This window comes from Microbacterium caowuchunii (genome assembly GCF_008727755.1).
GTDB lineage: Bacteria > Actinomycetota > Actinomycetes > Actinomycetales > Microbacteriaceae > Microbacterium > Microbacterium caowuchunii.
Genome location: NZ_CP044231.1, coordinates 1,962,551 through 1,981,340, shown reverse-complemented (window position 1 = coordinate 1,981,340; position 18,790 = coordinate 1,962,551). Strand labels below are relative to the sequence as shown.

At 70.4% G+C, this 18,790-nt stretch carries 17 protein-coding genes; 14 read left to right on the top strand and 3 right to left on the bottom strand.

Translation table 11 applies throughout. The features are described 5' to 3' along the window. Positions 1–36: 36 nt before the first annotated feature. From F6J84_RS09520 to F6J84_RS09510, 3 genes are read left to right on the top strand one after another with little or no spacing between them, the layout of a single operon-like run. Complete coding sequence (locus tag F6J84_RS09520; protein WP_150973276.1) at positions 37–987, top strand: ROK family glucokinase; 951 nt, start codon at positions 37–39, stop codon at positions 985–987. 3 nt (positions 988–990) lie between these two features. Further along, positions 991–1,704: a lysophospholipid acyltransferase family protein gene (locus F6J84_RS09515; protein ID WP_150973275.1), complete on the top strand. Its 714-nt coding sequence runs from the start codon at positions 991–993 to the stop codon at positions 1,702–1,704. Between the two features lie 4 nt (positions 1,705–1,708). Beyond that, entirely contained in the window at positions 1,709–3,046 is a 1,338-nt protein-coding gene (locus tag F6J84_RS09510) for a class II 3-deoxy-7-phosphoheptulonate synthase (protein ID WP_150891773.1), read from the top strand. Between the two features lie 116 nt (positions 3,047–3,162). On the opposite strand, the gene pknB is transcribed toward F6J84_RS09510, so the two are convergent. Together pknB and F6J84_RS09500 are read right to left on the bottom strand one after the other, a co-directional pair. Further along, the gene (gene pknB / locus F6J84_RS09505) at positions 3,163–5,106 is read right to left on the bottom strand and encodes a Stk1 family PASTA domain-containing Ser/Thr kinase (protein WP_150973273.1); all 1,944 of its coding nucleotides are present in this window, start codon (positions 5,104–5,106) and stop codon (positions 3,163–3,165) included. 62 nt (positions 5,107–5,168) lie between these two features. Beyond that, positions 5,169–6,197, bottom strand: a complete 1,029-nt coding sequence (locus tag F6J84_RS09500) for a LysM peptidoglycan-binding domain-containing protein (protein WP_420846153.1) — start codon at positions 6,195–6,197, stop codon at positions 5,169–5,171. A gap of 129 nt (positions 6,198–6,326) precedes the next feature. Here F6J84_RS09500 and F6J84_RS09495 point away from each other — a divergent pair, with 129 nt between their 5' ends. Then, positions 6,327–6,677, top strand: coding sequence for an Rv2175c family DNA-binding protein (locus tag F6J84_RS09495; protein WP_396652318.1), 351 nt, complete (start codon positions 6,327–6,329; stop codon positions 6,675–6,677). A gap of 16 nt (positions 6,678–6,693) precedes the next feature. On the opposite strand, the gene F6J84_RS09490 is transcribed toward F6J84_RS09495, so the two are convergent. Continuing rightward, positions 6,694–7,788 (bottom strand): polyprenyl synthetase family protein, encoded by a 1,095-nt coding sequence (locus F6J84_RS09490; protein ID WP_238702444.1) that lies wholly within the window; start codon positions 7,786–7,788, stop codon positions 6,694–6,696. Positions 7,789–7,853: 65 nt separating this feature from the next. Between F6J84_RS09490 and F6J84_RS09485 the strand changes: the two genes are divergently transcribed. The 10 genes from F6J84_RS09485 (at position 7,854) to F6J84_RS09440 (ending at position 18,639) form a co-directional block, all read left to right on the top strand. Continuing rightward, positions 7,854–8,219 carry a DUF3040 domain-containing protein gene (locus F6J84_RS09485; RefSeq protein WP_150973269.1) on the top strand — a complete coding sequence of 122 codons (366 nt, stop codon included), beginning with the start codon at positions 7,854–7,856 and terminating at the stop codon, positions 8,217–8,219. 200 nt (positions 8,220–8,419) lie between these two features. Then, positions 8,420–8,851 carry a division/cell wall cluster transcriptional repressor MraZ gene (gene mraZ / locus F6J84_RS09480; RefSeq protein WP_150891769.1) on the top strand — a complete coding sequence of 144 codons (432 nt, stop codon included), beginning with the start codon at positions 8,420–8,422 and terminating at the stop codon, positions 8,849–8,851. A gap of 101 nt (positions 8,852–8,952) precedes the next feature. After that, positions 8,953–9,906: a 16S rRNA (cytosine(1402)-N(4))-methyltransferase RsmH gene (rsmH, locus tag F6J84_RS09475; protein ID WP_150973267.1), complete on the top strand. Its 954-nt coding sequence runs from the start codon at positions 8,953–8,955 to the stop codon at positions 9,904–9,906. Beyond that, a complete protein-coding gene (gene ftsL / locus F6J84_RS09470; protein ID WP_224785716.1) occupies positions 9,903–10,502 on the top strand; it encodes a cell division protein FtsL in 600 nt (199 codons plus the stop codon). The genes rsmH and ftsL overlap by 4 nt, the downstream gene beginning before the upstream one ends. A 4-nt stretch (positions 10,503–10,506) precedes the next feature. Beyond that, positions 10,507–12,288, top strand: coding sequence for a peptidoglycan D,D-transpeptidase FtsI family protein (locus F6J84_RS09465; protein ID WP_150973266.1), 1,782 nt, complete (start codon positions 10,507–10,509; stop codon positions 12,286–12,288). 23 nt (positions 12,289–12,311) lie between these two features. Further along, the gene (locus F6J84_RS09460) at positions 12,312–13,724 is read left to right on the top strand and encodes a UDP-N-acetylmuramoyl-tripeptide--D-alanyl-D-alanine ligase (RefSeq protein WP_150973264.1); all 1,413 of its coding nucleotides are present in this window, start codon (positions 12,312–12,314) and stop codon (positions 13,722–13,724) included. Next, on the top strand, positions 13,721–14,830 hold the full coding sequence (gene mraY / locus F6J84_RS09455; RefSeq protein ID WP_150891765.1) for a phospho-N-acetylmuramoyl-pentapeptide-transferase: 1,110 nt from the start codon (positions 13,721–13,723) through the stop codon (positions 14,828–14,830). The genes F6J84_RS09460 and mraY overlap by 4 nt, the downstream gene beginning before the upstream one ends. Then, positions 14,827–16,365, top strand: a complete 1,539-nt coding sequence (gene murD, locus F6J84_RS09450; RefSeq protein WP_150973262.1) for a UDP-N-acetylmuramoyl-L-alanine--D-glutamate ligase — start codon at positions 14,827–14,829, stop codon at positions 16,363–16,365. Before mraY ends, murD begins: the two co-directional genes overlap by 4 nt. Then, a complete protein-coding gene (gene ftsW / locus F6J84_RS09445; RefSeq protein WP_150973260.1) occupies positions 16,322–17,563 on the top strand; it encodes a putative lipid II flippase FtsW in 1,242 nt (413 codons plus the stop codon). The genes murD and ftsW overlap by 44 nt, the downstream gene beginning before the upstream one ends. After that, complete coding sequence (locus F6J84_RS09440) at positions 17,560–18,639, top strand: UDP-N-acetylglucosamine--N-acetylmuramyl-(pentapeptide) pyrophosphoryl-undecaprenol N-acetylglucosamine transferase (protein WP_150973258.1); 1,080 nt, start codon at positions 17,560–17,562, stop codon at positions 18,637–18,639. The genes ftsW and F6J84_RS09440 overlap by 4 nt, the downstream gene beginning before the upstream one ends. Positions 18,640–18,790 lie beyond the last annotated feature (151 nt).

Below are 18,790 nucleotides of genomic sequence, written 5' to 3'. Positions count from 1 at the left end.
GCTTCTGGAGGCTCACGGACGCGAAGGGACGGCACTGTGCACGCAGTGGGAATCGACATCGGCGGGACGAAGATCGCCGGCGGCATCGTCGATGAGAACGGCGACATCATCCGCCGCAGTCGCGTCGCCACGCCGGTGGACGTCGCCGAGATCGAGGCCGCCGTGGCAGCCATGGTGACCGAGCTGGCGGCGGGCGAGCCCGTGGTCGCGGGAGTCGCCGCGGCCGGGTTCATCGACCGCGATCGGTCGCGCGTGTACTTCGCCCCGAACATCGCGTGGCGCGACGAACCGCTGCGCGAGCGTCTCGAGGCGCTCACCGGCGTTCCGGTGCTCATCGAGAACGATGCCAACGCCGCCGGATGGGCCGAGTACCGCTACGGCGCGGGGGAGGACCTCCGCGACGTCGTGATGCTGACCCTCGGCACCGGCGTCGGCGGCGCGGTGGTCGTCGACGGCGCGCTGCTGCGCGGTGGCCATGGTGTCGCCGCGGAGCTGGGTCACATGCGGCTCATCCCGAACGGGCGCACATGCGGATGTGGACAGCGCGGCTGCCTCGAGGTCTACGGTTCCGGGCGCGCACTGCAGCAGGAGGCGGCGGAGATCGCCCAGGACGCCGCATTCGGCATCGGTGCCGGCCTGGCGGCGGCTGCCGGAGCACCGGAAGGGCTCAGCGGTGAGGTGATCTCCCGTCTCGTGCAGCAGGGCGACCCGGGCGCCCTGGAAGCGCTGCGGCGCATCGCCGTCGCCGTCGGCACCGCGTGCGGCAGTTTCGCCGCCATCCTCGATCCGGAGCGTTTCGTCATCGGCGGGGGAGTGTCCCAGCTCGGCGAGGTGCTGCTCGCTCCCATGCGCGAGGCGTTCGCCGACGCCATGCCCGCGTACGGCTCGCGCCCGGTCGCCGACTTCGCGGTGGCGCGGCTCACGAACGACGCCGGCGTCATCGGCGTCGCGGATCTCGCGCGGCGGCGGTTCCTGACGGAGAACTGACGCATGTTCTACTGGCTGATGAAGTACGTCGTGATCGGCCCCATCGTGAAGGGCGTCTTCCGGCCCTGGATCGTCGGGCGGCGGAACATCCCCGCGGAGGGGGCGGCGATCCTCGCCAGCAACCACCTGTCGTTCGCCGACTCGATCTTCCTCCCCCTGATGATCGACCGGCCGATGTCGTTCCTGGCCAAGAGCGACTACTTCACCGGGCGCGGCCTGCGCGGGTGGGCGACGCGGGCGTTCTTCAAGGGCACAGGTCAGATCCCCATCGACCGCTCCGGCGGCAAGGCGTCCGAGGCCTCGCTGAACACCGGCCTGCAGGTGCTCGGGGGTGGAGACCTGCTCGGCATCTACCCGGAGGGCACCCGCAGCCCCGATGGGAAGCTCTACCGGGGGCGGACCGGCATCGCCCGGATGGCACTGGAGGCGCACGTTCCGGTCGTGCCGGTGGTCATGGTCGACACCGACACCATCATGCCCATCGGGAAGCGGATCCCGCGGATCGGACGTGTCGGCATCGTGATCGGTGAGCCCCTCGATTTCTCCCGTTTCGCCGGCATGGAGGGCGACCGTTACGTGCTGCGGTCCGTGACCGACGAGATCATGATCGCGCTGCAGCGACTGGGCGCCCAGGAGTACGAGGATGTCTACGCCTCGACCGTGAAGAACCGAGCCGTGGCACGCGCATCTGAGGGGACCCGCTCCTCGCTAGACTGACGGGATGCTCTCCTCGCTCGATCCTCTCGATCACTGGCGGACGCTGCCCATCAAGCAGCAGCCGATGTGGCCCGACGCCGACGCTGTCGCCGACGTCTCCGCCGAGATCTCGACCCTGCCCCCGCTGGTGTTCGCCGGAGAGGTGGACCGCCTGCGGGACCGCCTCGCCCGTGCCGCATCCGGTCGCGCGTTCCTCCTGCAGGGCGGTGACTGCGCCGAGACGTTCGCCGGCGCGACCGCCGAGCAGATCAGGAACCGCATCAAGACGCTGCTGCAGATGGCCGTCGTCCTCACCTACGGCGCATCGATGCCCGTTGTGAAGATGGGCCGGATGGCGGGCCAGTTCGCCAAGCCGCGCTCCAGCGACACCGAGACGCGCGGGGAGGTGACGCTGCCCGCGTACCGCGGCGACATCGTGAACGGCTTCGACTTCACCGAAGGCTCCCGCACGGCCGACCCGCAGCGCCTGCTCAAGGGCTACCACACCGCCGCGTCGACGCTGAACCTCATCCGTGCGTTCACGCAGGGCGGGTTCGCGGACCTCCGCGAGGTGCACAGCTGGAACAAGGGCTTCGCCGAGAACCCGGCCAACCAGCGCTACGAGCGCATCGCCGGCGAGATCGATCGTGCGATCAAGTTCATGGAGGCCGCCGGCGCGGACTTCGAAGAGCTGCGTCACGTCGAGTTCTACACGGGCCACGAGGGCCTGCTGATGGACTACGAGCGTCCGATGACGCGGATCGACTCGCGCACCCTCACCCCGTACAACACGTCCGCGCACTTCCTCTGGATCGGGGAGCGCACCCGCGACCTCGACGGTGCGCACGTCGACTACTTCTCGAAGATCCGGAACCCGATCGGCGTGAAGCTCGGGCCGACGACGTCGACCGACACCGCGCTGGCGCTGATCGACAAGCTCGATCCCGAGCGCGAGCCGGGCCGGCTCACCTTCATCACCCGGATGGGTGCCGGGAAGATCCGCGATGCGCTGCCGCCCCTGCTGGAAGCGGTGAAGGACTCGGGCGCGACCCCGCTGTGGGTGACCGACCCGATGCACGGCAACGGCATCACGACCCCGACCGGGTACAAGACCCGTCGTTTCGATGACGTCGTGGACGAGGTGCGTGGTTTCTTCGAGGCGCACCGTGCCGTGGGTACCTTCCCCGGCGGCATCCACGTGGAGCTGACCGGCGACGACGTGACCGAGTGCCTCGGCGGGTCCGAGATGATCGACGAGGCCACGCTGGCGACGCGTTACGAGTCGCTGTGCGACCCGCGCCTGAACCACATGCAGAGCCTGGAGCTCGCGTTCCTCGTGGCCGAGGAGCTCGAGAAGCGCTGACCCGCGCTTCTTCTCCGCCGACCCACCCCTTACGCACCGAACCACCCCGTTATGCCCCGCGCATACCGGGGTGGTTCGGCGTTTGCGGGGTGGCTCGGCGATGCGTGGGTGCGGGATCAGCCGGAGACGTTGAAGCGCAGGGAGACCTTCGTGCCGCGGACCACCATGGATCCGGCGGCGGGGTTCTGCGCCTCCACGCGGGTGGAGCCGTTCGGGAACAGATCCCAGGTGGGCAGGTAGTCCGCGGTGAAGCCCGCGTCGGCGAGGGCGCGCTTGGCCTGGTCGCGGTTCTGACCCGTGACATCCGGTACGCGGAACAGCGGCGGCCCGTCCGAGACGACGAGGGTGACCGTGTCGCCGGGACGCCAGTCGCCGCCGCCGTCGCGCTCCGCGATGCGGATGACGTTGCCCTTCGCGACGTCCTCCGACGTCTCCGTCGGGCGGTCGCCGGAGACGTCGAGCCCCACGCTCTCGAGCGCACGCACGGCGTCGTCGGGCTTGAGCCCGGACACGTCGGGGACGGGGCCACGGGACACCAGTAGGGATGCGGTGTCGCCCTCGTAGACGGTGCAGCCGCCGGAGCAGTCGACCGGCTCCCCGCCTGCGGGGCGCGCGACGGATGCGGAGACGACCGTTCCGTCGGCCGAATCCGTGAAGACGTACGCGGGATCGGCGATGCCGACCTTGACCTGTTGGAGTGCGGCGGTGACCTCATCCACGCCCATCCCGGCGAGGGCGCCCACCTCGTGTGGTTGCGGACCCAGGGACAGGATGACGCGGACCACGGAGTCCTGCTCCAGGCGTTCGCCACCGCCCGGTTCGGTGCGGATGACGCGCCCCGCCTCCACATCCAGGCTGTACTCCTCGGCGGGCTCGGCCACCAGCGTCTGCGCGATGAGGGCGGCCTCGGCCTCCTCGAAGGTGAGTCCCGTGACGGACGGCACCGCCACGAGGGAGCCGGGACCGGAACCGAACCACCAGCCGATGCCGCCGGCGAGGGCAGCCAGAAGGATCACGATCGTGAAGAGCCAGCCGCCCTTGGCCGCTCGCCGCCGCGCGCGACGGCGCAGCAACGAGGCGTTGTCCGCGTCCGCGGCGACGGGCGTCGGTCCGGTGAGGGCCGCGGGGATCGCCTTGGTGAGCTCGCCCGAGTCGAATGCCTCGTCGTCGATCGCGGTGCCCACGGCGAGGGTTCGTGCCACCTGCGGGGCGACGCCCAGCTCGCGTTCGATGTCGCGGAGCCGGCGCAGCATCTCGTCGGCGTCCACGGGCCGTGCATCGGGGGAGCGCTCGGTCGCCCAGAGCACCAGCTCGTCGAGCGGCTCGGGGACGCCGGGGTTCTTCACGCTCGGCCGCGGGACCGAGTCGGTGGCGTGCTGGTAGGCGATCTGCATGGGCTGCTCGCCCTTGTATGGCTGTTCGCCGGTGAGCATCTCGTACAGCATGATCCCGAGCGCGTAGATGTCGCTGCGTGCGTCCGCGCTGCCCCGGGTGACGAGCTCGGGGGCGAGGTAGGCGATGGTGCCGAGCAACTGCTGCCCGCTCGCCGTGTTCGCGGTCGTCGCGCGGGCGAGCCCGAAGTCGCCGATCTTGATGCGGCCGTCCTCGGCCAGCAGGACGTTCTCGGGCTTCACGTCACGGTGCACGATGCCGGCGCGGTGCGCGGCGGCGAGCCCGGAGAGGATGGCGTCCATGATCGTGATCGTCTGCGGGATGGAGAGGCGGCGCTGCTCCTTCAGCAGGTCGCGCAGGGTGATGCCCGGCAGGTACTCCATCACCAGGTAGGCCATGTCGCTGTCCTGGCCCTGGTCGAACACGTTGACCACGTGCGGGTCGGCCAGTCGCGCGGCCGCCCTGGCCTCCTGGATGAAGCGGCTCTGGAACACGGTGTCGTCGCTCAGGTGCCCGTGCATGACCTTCAGCGCAACGCGGCGTTCGAGGCGGAGGTCGGTCGCGACGTACACCGTCGCCATCCCGCCGCGGGCGATCCGGGCGCGCACGCGGTACCGTCCGTCGACCAGACGGCCGATCAGCGGATCCGCGCGCTGGCTCGTGCTCACGATCAGAGTCTACGGAGCCGTGGCTGTGAGCCGCGGCAGCGGCGCACCCCCGGACCGGGAATTCAGCCGAGTGCGGCCAGCCAGGTGGTGGCCGGCTGCTCCCACCGCGCGTAGCGGTCGGGGTAGGCGGAGATCTGCACCGCTTGCGCGGCGTCCGCGTAGGGCAGCGACTCCCACCCCGGGATGTCGAGCAACCCGCGGGTGCGGGAGCCGTTCGGGTCCTGTGCGCCTCCGTAGAAGGCACGCGCCGCGCGGGTCGCGTCCCGGATCTCCTCCTCGGTTCCCCACCCGGTGGACGGGCGCTGCTGGAACAGTCCCAGCGAATCCCGGTCGCCCCAGTCGAGGTTCCGGATCCAGGACTCCTGCATCGCCGTGCCGAGCGCGATCACGATCCCGCGGTCGGGGACGCCGAGTTCGCGGCCCACGCCGATGATGATCCTCGCGTTCGCGATCTGCTCGGCGTCGAGGTCGATGGGTGCCGGTGCCGGTGCCGGTGCGGGAGCGGAGTCGGCGGCGGGTGCCGCTGCCGGCGCCGGGGCCGGGGCGGATGCGGCCGGGACGGCGATCGTCTGACCGGGGTAGATGATCGAGTCCCAGGTGAGCCCGTTGGCGGCGAGGACCGCCTGCGTCGTGGTGCCGTTGCGGGCCGCGATCGCCGCGATGGTGTCGCCGGCCTGCACGAGGTGACCCAGCGGAGCGGGTGCGGCCGGTGCGGCGGGAGCGGGGGCTGCGGGAGCGGCAGCTGGGGGAGCGGCGGCGGGCGCGGCGAGCACCAGCACGTCGCCGGGGCGGATGACGGAATCGCCGAAGCTGAGGCCGTTCCAGGCGAGGACGTCCGTCGTCGCGAGGCCGTAGCGCGCTGCGATCGTGCTCACGCTCTCACCGGCGACGACGGTGTGGCCGGACGGGGGAGGTGACGGCTGCGCCGGTACGACATGGGTGGCGGGCGCGGCGGCCAGCGGGGCGCGTTCGGCTGCTTCCGCACCCGAGGGATGCAGGGCGAGGACCATCCCGCCGGCGACGGCGGAGAGGCCGAGGGCCGAGAGACGGGGGGTCATGAAGGCGTGCGAAGACATGGGCGTCCTCCTCATGGTGGATCGTCCTTCCGGGGGTCCGGACACCCTGACACGCCTGTAAAACGGTGTCAAGCAGTGTGACTCGTGAGGCGGATGTGACCAGCGTGTTCGGATGCACCGCCCGGGAGGTGGGATAGTTGCTGGGTGACCGGCGACATCCACCCCCGTACCCCCACCGACTGGCTGACCATGCCGGACCTCGTCGAGGCCACCGGCGAATCACTGAGCCGAGTGCGCCGCTACCTGGACGAGGCGTACCTGATCGGTTCCCGTCGCAACGGTCCGTTCGCGGTCCCGAGCATCTTCCTCGTCGAGGGGCAGCCGTTGAGCTCCCTCCGCGGCACCATCATCGCGCTGCGGGATGCCGGGCTGACCGACGACGAGGCCATCGACTGGCTGCTCGATCACGAGGAGGCCATCGGCCAGGCGCCCATCGCCTCCCTGCTGCAGGGACGCAAGAGCGAGGTCCGCCGCATCGCGCGGACCCTCGCCTGATCGCCCGCGGACCCGGTCAGGCCGCGCGGGCGGTGGCGGCGCGGGCGAGCTCCTCGAGCTCGGCCACGGCGGCCTCGCCGAGGTGCGCGGTTGCCAGTGCTCGATCCGCCTCGGCGGTGTAGCTGCTGATCAGCTCCTCGACGCGCTCGAGGGCGCCCGTCTCCACGATCGTCCGCTGCAGAGCCGCGATCTGGTCCGCGTGGAGCGTCGGGTCGCCGATGAGGGCGTCGAAGCGCGGCCGGTCTGCGGGAGCGAGACCCTCGCGGGTATAGGCGATGAGGACCGTGCGCTTGCCCTCACGCAGGTCGTCTCCGGAGGGCTTGCCGGTCACCTCGGCGTCGCCGAACACCCCGAGCACGTCGTCGCGCAGCTGGAAGGCCATACCGATGGGGTGGCCGAACGCGCCGAGCGCGTCGAGCTGCGCGTCCGAGGCGCCGGCGAGGGCGGCCCCGATCCGCAGGGGCTGCTCCACGCTGTAGCGCGCGGACTTCAGTGAGGCGACCCGCAGCGCCCGCTCGGCGTGGCGCTCATCGTCCTCCGTGACGAACGCCGACTCCTCGGCGATGTCGAGGAACTGACCGATCGTCACGCCGCGCCGCATCCTGCCGTACTCGGCGCGGGCGACCGCAGCGTCCTCCGGGCGGGCGCGCAGCAACCCCTCCTCCAGCAGGTCGTCGCTCCAGGCGACCAGGAGATCGCCGCCCAGGATCGCTGCGGAGCGACCGAAGGCGGCGGCGTCACCGGCCCATCCGCGTCCGCGGTGGTGCGCCTCCAGGGCCCGATGCGCCGCGGGGTGTCCGCGACGGGTGTCCGAGTTGTCGATGAGGTCGTCGTGCACGAGGGCTGCGGCGTGGAACACCTCGAGGGATGCGGCGGCGGCGACGGCCGCGTCATCGGGGGTGGAGCCCCGGCCGGCCACCTCGGCGACAGCGCGCCAGCCGGTCAGGCAGAACCGTGCGCGCAGTCGCTTTCCGCCGTGCACGGACGCCGCCGTCGCACGGACGAAATCGGCCCCTTCCGGGCCCGTTTCGCCGGCTTTCCGATACTGCGATGAGAAGAAGTTGTCCAGACGCTGGGAAACCGCCTCGATCGCATCTGACATGCTCGACACAGGCCTAGCCTAGTCAAACCGACGACGCGTAGAATCAGTGCAACACCGTCACCCAAGGGGGATGAATGCCTCTCTCCGAACAAGAGCAGCGCCTGCTCGACGAGATGGAACGCCATCTCATGAGTCACGACGCCGACGTCGTCAGTGCTCCTGAGGCGGGCCGTACCCTGAGTTATCGGAACATCGTCTACGGCACGATCCTCGTCCTCGCGGGTCTCGGCGGTCTGATCGTGGGCCTGTCGACGCAGCTGATCGTCGTCGGTGTGATCGGCTTCGTGCTCATGCTGGGTGGAGTGATCCTCGCGGTGACACCCTCACGCACGCTCCGGGCGCCGTCCGCGGCCCGACCGCGCAGCTCCGGCAGTGCGCCGTCCGGCTCGTTCATGGACCGGATGAACGACCGATGGGACCGCCGCCAAGAAGGCCGCTGACCTACTCGCTTCTCGAAAGCGCCGCCCCTCCGGGGGCGGCGCTTTTTCGTGCGCCCGGAGGGAGGCGGCTCCTCGCGCCGGGCGCCGAAGGGGAGGATCCGCCCACTCCGAGCGGCCTGAGGGTAGTGAAGTGGAGGGAAGTGGAGTAAAGTGGTGCGCACCTCACACGTGGGCCGGACGAAGGAGGGGGGAATGCGCGAATGCTGCTGGGAACGCACACCCCCAAGCTCGACGACAAAGGCCGTGTCATCCTGCCGGCCAAGTTCCGCGACGACCTCGGAGCCGGCGTCGTTATCACCCGCGGGCAGGACCGCTGCCTCTACGTGTTCAGCACCGCCGAGTTCGAGCGCGTGCACGAGCGCATCCGGGAAGCGCCGCTCAGCAACAAGCAGGCCCGCGACTTCCTGCGGATGTTCCTCTCCGGCGCCAGCGCCGAGAAGCCGGACGGCCAGAACCGCGTCACGATCCCTCCCGCACTCCGTGCCTACGCGGGACTGGAGCGCGACCTCGTCCTCACCGGCGTCGGCGCGCATGCCGAGATCTGGAACGCGGACGCCTGGAACTCCTACGCCGAAAGCAACGAATCCGTGTACTCCGAGCTGGAGCAGGAGGTGATCCCGGGCCTGTTCTGAGCCCTCGGCCCCGACTCCCAGCCGCCCCCACCCTGACGCACTTCCCCGGTGTCAGGTCGGAGAGCGGATGGGGATCGGGACCGAGGGACCGGCCCCACATCATGAGCCTCCGCGACATCCACACCCCCGTCATGCTCGACCGCTGCGTCGAGCTCCTCGCCCCGGCACTCACCGCACCGGGAGCGGTCTTCGTCGACGGCACGCTCGGCATGGGCGGTCACAGCGAGGCGTTCCTGGAGCGCTTCCCCGACCTGCACCTGATCGGGCTCGACCGCGACACCGACGCCCTGCGGATCGCGGGGGAGCGGCTCGCCCGCTTCGCCGACCGCACGACCCTGGTGCACACCGTCTACGACGGGATCGCCCGCGCCGTGTCCGAGGCGGGGTACGACCGGGTCGACGGCATCCTGTTCGACCTCGGTGTCTCCTCCCTCCAGCTGGACGAGGCGGACCGGGGCTTCGCCTATGCCAAGGACGCGCCCCTGGACATGCGGATGGACCAGAGCGACGGCCCGACTGCCGCGGATGTCCTCGCGACCTATTCGGAAGGCGAACTGCGCCGGATCTTCGAGCGCTACGGCGAGGAGAAGCTGTCCGGACGCTACGCCCGCGCCATCATCGCCGCCCGCGCGGAAGCGCCGATCGAGCGGTCCGCCCGGCTCGTGCAGATCCTGGATGCGGCGACCCCCGCGGCGCTGAAGAACGCCGGTCACCCGGCGAAGCGCGTGTTCCAGGCGCTGCGCATCGAGGTCAACGCGGAGCTCGCTGCTCTGGAGCGCGCCATCCCGGCCGCCCTGGATCTCCTCCGGGTGGGCGGGCGGATCGTGGTGCTGTCGTACCAGTCGCTCGAGGACCGCTTCGTCAAACGAGAACTGGCCCGTGCCTCCGCCTCGACGTCGCCGGCCGGGCTCCCGGTGGAGCTGCCCGAGCACGCCCCTCGCTTCCGCCTGCTCGTCAAGGGCGCCGAACTCGCCTCGGAAGAGGAGCGGGCGCGCAACCCGCGTGCCATCCCGGTGCGCCTGCGCGCCGCCGAACGAATCCGGGAGGCGGTATGAGCGCTGCAGCCACGGCGGCCGAGCCGCTGTTCACCCCCGTCCCGTTCGAAGAGGAGACCGGGCATCGCGTCCCGGGACGGACGCTGCGTCCCGTCGAGCACACCGCGCGACGCCGGCGTCCCAAGCTCGCTTACGGCATCCTCGCCGTCATGGGGGCCGTGACCATCGCCGGCGCGCAGATGCTCTTCTCCGTGCTCTCGACGCAGAGCTCCTACGAGCTGTCGGCGCTCGCCCAGCAACAGCGCGAGCTCACCTGGCAGAAGCAGATCCTCTACGACGAGGTCGCCGGGCTGAGCTCCCCGCAGTATCTCGCGGCGAACGCGGCGGCGCTCGGCATGGTGATCAACGAATCGCCGAGCTACCTGCGGCTGAGCGACGGAGCGGTGCTGGGCAGCCAGCAGGCATCGGTGTACACCTCGTCCATCGATGCGCTCGGCCGCGGCTCCGTTCCGAACGCCCTCATCACGCAGGTGCCGCTCGTGACGGCTCCGGACGCCACGATCGACGGGGTGCACGTGCCCCTGACCGATCCGGCGGTCGATACGGCGACACCCCCCTCCCTGACCGACGGACTACCGACCCCCACGACACACTGAGACCATGACGACGAGAAGCACCCGCAGCCCCCGTCGCCGAACCGTCGTCGCCCTCGCCGTCGTCCTCGCCGTCCTCCTCGTCTTCGTCGTCCGCCTCGTGGACATCCAGGTCGTCAGCGCTCGTGAGCACGTGGACGACTCGCTCGCAATGGGCATCGGCGCGTCCACGACGCTCTACGGCACGCGAGGCTCGATCGTCGACACCAACGGCCAGACCCTCGCCGGCAGCATCCTGCAGTACGACGCGGAGCTCGACCCGAGCAACGTCGGACCGATCACCCGCACCGGCGCCGACGGGGAGAAGGTCGAGGTGGACTGGCCGACGGTCGCCGCCCAGATCGGGGCCATCACCGGCCAGAGCGCCGAAGACGTGCAGAAGATCGTCGCGGACGCGCTCGAGGCGAACCCGGACAGCCAGTACGCGGAGCTGATCAAGGGACTGTCGACCGAGAAGTACCGTGCGCTGGCCGACCTCGGCATCCCGTTCCTGCACATGAAGCAGCATCCGGCACGCACCTATCCCGATGGTGCCGTGGCCGGGAACCTGGTGGGCTTCGTCGGAGCGGACGGGCAGCCGCTGGAAGGACTGGAGAGCGCGCAGGACTCGTGCCTGGCGGCGACCGACGGCACACGCTCGTACCATCGGGGCAAGGACGGGGTCGTCATCCCGGGCACGGAGCGGCTCACCCCCGCCGTCGACGGCGGCACGCTGGAGCTCACGATCGACCGGGACCTGCAGTGGTACCTGCAGCAGCTCATCGCCGAGCAGACCCAGAACCAGGGGGCCCAGCACGGGCAGATCATGGTCGTCGAGGCGAAGACCGGCAAGATCCGGGCGGCCGCCGAGTACCCCACGGTCGACCCCAACAACGTCTCCGCCTCCGCCGACGGCGATCGCAGCAGCAGGATCTTCCGCGGCACGTTCGAACCGGGCTCGACCTTCAAGGGCCTCACCGCCGCGATGGTCGTCGATTCCGGCGCGGCGGGCGCCACGAGCACGGTCGTCGCCTCGGGACGCGAGACCTTCCCCAACGGCGCACGCGTCGCCGATGCCATCGGGCACGGTGCGACCACCTACACCCTGGCCGGGGTGCTCATTGACTCCTCGAACGTCGGCATCTCGAAGTTCGCCGAGATGGTGCCGGCGGAGACGCGGTACGACTACCTGCAGCGGTTCGGGATCGGTGAGGTGAGCGGCGTCGGCTTCCCCGGCGAGGCGACCGGCATCCTGCGTCCCGTCTCCGAGTGGGACAACCAGACCTTCTACAACACCGCGTTCGGGCAGGGCGTAGCCACGACGCTGCCGCAGCTGGTCGGGGCCTACCAGGCCATCGCGAACGACGGCACGAAGATCCCGCTCTCGCTCATCGAATCCTGCACGCGCGCCGACGGGACGGTGGAGACCACCGACACCGGGGAGCCCACCCAGGTGGTCAGTGCGGAAAGCGCCGAGCAGGTCCAGCAGATGCTCGAGAACGTGTTCGTCCAGGGCGGTCTGTCCAAGGCCGTGGCGATCGACGGCTACCGCCTCGGCGGCAAGACGGGCACCGGCGAGGTCGCCGAGAACGGGCGGTACAAGAGCGGCGTGTACTTCACGACCCTCATCGGATTCGCGCCCGCGGACGACCCGGAGTACGTCGTGGCGGTCACCCTCGATCAGCCCACTGGGGTAAGGTCGTCTGCGGCCAACGCGGCGGGATTCCAGCAGGCGATGACCCAGGTTCTGAAGACGTTCCGGGTCATGCCCTCCGACTCGCAGCCCGTGCTGCTGCCGAAGACCGGCTGAGCCACCGCGCGCCCGCACCAGACATGATCGCACTCACTCTCTCCCACATCACCAGCGTGCTCGGCGGCACCCTACGTCTCGCCGGCACGGACACCCCCGAGACCGTCGTCGACGGCACCGTGGACACCGACTCCCGCGAGATCGGCCCCGGCGGCATCTTCGTCGCCAAGCCCGGTGAGACGACCGACGGGCACGTGTTCGTCGGCGCCGCCGTGGCGGCCGGCGCCGCCCTCGCCATCGTGGAACGACCGGTCGACGCGGACGTCTCGCAGATCGTCGTCCCGGATGCCGTCACCGCCCTCGCCGACCTCGCCCGAGAGGTCGTCGCGATCGTGCGTGCCGAGGAGGATCTCCGCATCGTCGGGATCACGGGCTCCAACGGCAAGACGACGACCAAGAACATGCTCGCCCGGATCCTCGAGTCGCAGGGCGAGACCGTCGCCCCGCGCGCCTCCTTCAACAACGAGGTGGGCGCGCCCCTGACGATGCTGCGGGTACGGCGCTCCACGCGCTTCCTGGTCAGCGAGTTCGGTGCGAGCGGCCCCGGCGAGATCGCGCGGCTGGCGGGACTCGTCGAACCCGACATCGCCGTCGTCCTGATGGTGGGGATGGCGCACGCCGGCGGCTTCGGCGGCATCGAGGCGACCTTCCACGCGAAGTCGGAACTCGTGCGCGCACTGCGGACGGGAGGGCTGGCCGTGCTGAACGCGGACGATCCCCGCGTCCGGGACATGGCCCCGATCGCGGCCGAGCGCTCCGGGACGGTGCGCTGGTTCGGACAGACGCCCGAGGCGGATGTGCGTGCCGAAGGCATCGAGGTCACCGCATCCGGCACCCGCTTCACCCTCACCGCCGATGGGCAGACCCTCCCGGTCACGCTCCATGTGCTGGGCGCGCACCACGTCATGAACGCCCTCGCGGCCGTCGCCGCGGCGACCGCCCTCGGCGTGACGGTGGCGGACTGCGTCGCCGGGCTGGAATCCCTCGAGCTGGCTGAGCGCTGGCGGATGCAGCCGCTCGGGTCCGAGCGGGTGCGCATCATCAACGACGCCTACAACGCGAGTCCGGACTCCATGACGGCGGCTCTGCGCACCCTCGCGCAGATGACCGCCCCGGGGGAGCGCATGGTGGCGGTGCTCGGCGCCATGAGCGAGCTGGGGGAGTACGCCGGCGAGGAGCACGACCGCATCGGCGAGCTCGCCGTGCGCCTGCGGATCCCGCGCATCGTCGTGATCGGTGCGGAGGCGCGCAGGATGTTCATCTCGGCCATCTCCGAAGGATCCTGGAGCGACGAAGCGGTGTTCTTCCCCGACGCGGACCAGGCGTACGACTACCTGATGACCGAACTCCGCGACGGTGACCGCGTGCTCGTGAAATCCTCCAATTCCGCGGGCCTCAGGTTCCTCGGCGACCGTCTGGGAGAATCGTTCTCGTGAGATCCCTCCTGACAGCCGCGGCGATCTCGCTGGCGTTCACCCTGTTCCTCACCCCGGTCATCCTGCGGCTGTTCCGCAAGTGGGGCTGGGGGCAGGTCATCCGCACCCCCGAGAACGAGCACAACCCGAGCCACAGCGCCAAGCGCGGCACCCCCACCATGGGCGGGACGATCTTCATCGTCGGAACCCTGGTCGGCTACTTCATCGGCACGTATGCCGGCGGCAATCCGCCCACGATCTCCGGCCTGCTGGTGATCTGGATGATGGTCGGCTTCGGCATCGTCGGGTTCATCGACGACTACATGAAGGTGCGCCGGCAGAACAGCCTCGGTCTGAGCGGGTGGCGGAAGGTCCTCGGTCAGGTCCTCGTCGTCGTCCCCTTCGGCATCCTGGCGCTGAACTTCCCGAATGCCGACGGGCAGACCCCCGCGAGCCCCTACATCTCGCTGTTCCGGGACATCCCCGTGCTGTCCTTCATGGCCCTGGGCGTCGTCATCGGCTGGATCCTCTACCTGGCCTGGATCGCCTTCATCGGGGTCGCCTCGTCGAACTCGGTCAACGTCGCGGACGGTCTCGACGGTCTCGCCGCCGGCTCGGCCATCTTCGTCACCAGCGCGCTGGCCCTCATCTCCTTCTGGCAGTTCAAGCAGCCCTGCGACATGGAGGCCATCGAGCGGGGGCTCCAGGACGCCTGTTACCAGACCCGCGATCCGTTCGACCTCGCCATCATCGCCGCCGCGTTCATCGGCGCGCTCGTGGGCTTCCTCTGGTGGAACGCGCCGAAGGCGCAGGTGTTCATGGGCGACGTCGGGTCGATGTCCATCGGCGGCGTCATCGCCGCGATGGCGATCCTGACGCGAACCGAGCTGCTGCTCGCCCTCATCGCCGGTGTCTACGTGCTCGCCTCGGGATCGGTCATCCTGCAGCGGGGGTACTTCAAGCTGACCCGCGGCAAACGGCTCTTCCTGATGAGTCCACTCCACCACCACCTGGAGATGCGCGGGTGGCCGGAGATCACGATCGTGGTGCGGATGTGGATCATCGCGGGTCTTCTCGCCCTGGCCGGTGTCGGCCTCTTCTACGTGGAATGGCTCGTACGCTCATGAACTCCGCACGACTGGATCCGCTGACCAGCTGGAACGCCGACTGGTCGGGACTCAGGGTCGCCGTGCTGGGGCTGTCGGTCACCGGGTTCTCGGTCGCGGACACGCTCGCCGAACTGGGCGCCGACGTACTCGTGCTCACCGAGCGAGCAGACGAGGAGTATGCGCGGCTCCTGCCCGTGATCGGCGCCCGGCTGTGGACCGGATCGCTCGACGAGGTCCCCGCCGAACTCGTCGACCATCGCCCCGAGGTCATCGTCGCGTCTCCCGGCTTCGCGCCGGCGCACCCCGTGATCGCGTGGGCGCAGCGCGAGGGGATCCCGCTCTGGGGCGACATCGAGCTCGCCTGGCGGGTGCGCGACAAGGTGCTGCGCCCGGACGGCACCCCCGCGGACTGGGTGATGATCACCGGCACGAACGGCAAGACCACCACCACGTCCCTCACGGCGACCATGCTCGCCGCCGGCGGGCTGCGCGCGGCCCCCTGCGGGAACATCGGGGTGCCGGTGCTGGATGCGGTGCGCGACCCGGCCGGGTTCGACGTCCTGGTCGTCGAGGTCTCGAGCCACCAGCTGTGGTACCTGTCGCTGCAGAACGGCCCGGAGCCCCTCTCGCCGTACGCCAGCGTCTGCCTGAACCTCGCCGACGACCACCTGGAATGGCACGGTTCGGCCGCCGGATACCGTGACGCGAAGGCGTTCGTCTACCAGAACACCCGCATCGCGTGCGTGTACAACAAGGCGGACGCGGCGACCCGCCTCATGGTCGAGGAGGCGGAGGTCGTCGAGGGCGCCCGTGCCATCGGATTCGATCTCGGCGTTCCCGGCCCGAGCGACCTCGGGGTCGTCGACGGCATCCTCGTGGACCGCGCCTTCCTCGAGGAGCGCCGCTCGAGCGCACTGGAGATCATCACCGTCGACGAACTGTCCGGATACGGGCTCGCCGCACCGCACGTCGTGGCGAACATCCTCGCCGCCTCGGCACTGGCGCGGTCCCTCGGCGTGTCACCGGCCGACATCCGCACGGCACTGGGCACCTTCCGGCTGGACCCGCACCGCATCGAAGTCGTGGCCACGGCGGCAGGGGTGACCTGGGTGGACGACTCCAAGGCGACGAACCCGCACGCGGCGGACTCCTCGCTGGCCGCCTACCCTGGCGCCGTCTGGATCGTCGGCGGGCTCCTCAAGGGCGTCGACATCAGCGCGCTGGTGGCGGGCCGCGGTCGCAGGTCGAAGGCGGCCATCGTGATCGGGGCCGACCGGTCCGCGATCCTCGCCGCGTTCTCGCGACACGCGCCGGAGGTGCCTCTGTTCGAGGTGGACCCCGCGCAGACTGAAGACGTCATGGCGCAGGTGGTCGAGGTGGCGTCGCAGGTGGCCAGTGACGGGGATGTCGTCCTCCTCGCTCCCGCCGCAGCATCCTTCGACCAGTTCGCGTCCTATTCCGACCGGGGCCGGCTCTTCGCCGAGGCCGTACGGAACAGAATCGAAAGGGATGCGGGTGGTCGAGACGACGCAACCGGTCCCGCCGGGGCCTGAGCCCGCCCCTCGCCGCGGCCTGGCCGCACGCATCTCCCTCGGCCGGGTGTTCGCCCCGGTGCCGAGCGAGTTCCTGCTGATCGCCTCGACCGCGCTGCTGCTGACCGGGTTCGGGCTGGTCATGATCCTCTCCGCGACTTCGGCGACGTCCGACAGTGCGGGCGGCGGGCCGTACGAGGCGGTGCTGAAGCAGGGGGTGTTCGCCGTCGTCGGCATCCCGCTGATGTTCGTCGCCTCCCGGATGCCGCTGTCGTTCTGGAAGCGGGCGGCGTGGCCCGCGCTCATCCTCGCGACGCTCTTCCAGTTGCTCGTGTTCACCCCGCTCGGTATCAGCGCGAACGGCAACCGGAACTGGATCTCGATCGCCGGAGTCCAAGCGCAGCCGGCGGAGTTCCTGAAGATCACCCTGGCGATCTGGCTCGGCTTCATCCTGTTCCGCAAGCGCACCCTGCTCGCGGACTGGCGGCACGTGTTCATCCCCGCCGTGCCGGTCGCGGTCGCCGTCATCGCGACGGTGCTGGCCGGCGAGGACCTCGGTACCGTGATGATCCTCGTGCTCATCCTGCTCTCGGCGCTGTTCTTCTCCGGTGTGAAGCTGCGGGTCTTCGTCCTCCCGGTGATCCTCGCCGTGGTGGCGGTCGCGTACTTCGCCATCAGCAGCCCCGACCGCATGCGGCGATTCCTGAGTTTCCTCAACGAGGACTGCCTGGCCGACTACTACGGGGACTGCTTCCAGCCTCTGCACGGCATCTGGGGGCTCGCCGGGGGTGGCGTGTTCGGGCTGGGTCTCGGCAACTCGAAGGAGAAGTACTGGCTGCCCGCCGCCGCCAACGACTACATCTTCGCCATCATCGGCGAGGACCTCGGCCTCATCGGCTGCATCGTGGTGCTCCTGCTGTTCGCGCTGTTCGCCGTCGGGGCGTTCCACATCGTGCGCAAGACCGACGATCCGTTCGTGCGGATCACGGCGGGCGCCATCACCGTCTGGATCGTCGGACAGGCGCTGATGAACATCGGCGTCGTGCTGCGCCTCCTCCCGGTCTTCGGCGTTCCGCTCCCGTTCATGTCGCAGGGCGGTACCTCGCTCGTGTCGGTGCTCCTCGCCTGCGGCGTGCTGCTCTCGTTCGCCCGCACCCTCCCCGTGCGCGCGCCGGCGTCGGCGGTCGTACAGCCGGTACGTGGCAGAATCTCCCGGTGACGACCTACCTTCTCGCCGGCGGGGGAACCGCCGGCCATGTGAACCCCCTGCTCGCCGTGGCGGATGCCCTCCGCGAACGCGAGCCCGACGCCCAGGTGCTCGTGCTCGGCACCCGTGAGGGCCTGGAGGCGCGGCTCGTCCCCGCGCGCGGGTACGAGCTGCTCTTCGTCGACAAGGTCCCCTTCCCGCGGCGTCCGAACCGGAGCGCACTGCTGTTCCCCGCGCGGTGGCGACGGGCGATCGCGCAGGTCCGCGGCCACATCCGCTCCCGTGGTGTCGACGTGGTCGTGGGATTCGGGGGGTACGCCTCGGCTCCCGCCTACGTCGCGGCCCGTCGTGCCGGCGTGCCGTACGTGGTGCACGAGGCCAACGCGAAGCCCGGTCTCGCGAACGTGCTGGGCGCGCGGGGCGCGGCCGCGGTGGGGGTGGCCTTCGCCGGCACGCCGCTGCGCGGCGGCGAGGTCGTGGGGATGCCGCTGCGGCGCGAGATCGTGGAACTGGACCGGGCGGGGAAGCGGGCCGAGGCGGCGGACGCGTTCGGCCTGGATGCCGAGCGGCCGACGCTGCTGGTGTTCGGCGGCTCCCTCGGCGCCCTGCGGCTGAACGAGGCGTTCGCCGGCGCGTGGCAGGACGTGCTGGATGCCGGTTGGCAGCTCCTGCACATCACGGGGGAGCGGTCCGAGCTCCCCGATCCGGGCGTACCCGGGTACGCGATGCGGCGCTACGTGGACCGGATGGACCTCGCCTTCGCCCTCGCGGACGTGATCGTGTCGCGCTCGGGCGCCGCCACGGTCAGCGAGATCAGCGCGCTCGGGATCCCCGCGGTCTACGTCCCGTACGCGGTGGGAAACGGCGAGCAGCGCCTGAACGCCGCATCCGCCGTCGAAGCGGGGGCCGCGATCATCGTGCCCGACGCCGAGTGCACGCCCGACCGCATCCGATCGGAGATCGTGCCGCTGCTCGCCGATCACGACCGGCTCGAGCGCATGCGCGGCGCCGCCGCATCCGTCGGCACGCGTCACGGGTCGGAGAACGTCGTGGCTCACATCGACCGGGCCCTCGCCCGCTCCCGCTGACCCGTGGCGCTCTTCCCGCCCCTTCTTCCCGCGAGACTGCATACTCAGCACGAGACGGAGCGTGCCACGCGCTGTCTCGTGGTTTGCGTGCAGTCTCGCGGGAAGGGGCGGTCCCTGGTGCGGCGCGACGGGCGCGCCCTGAGCGCGCAGT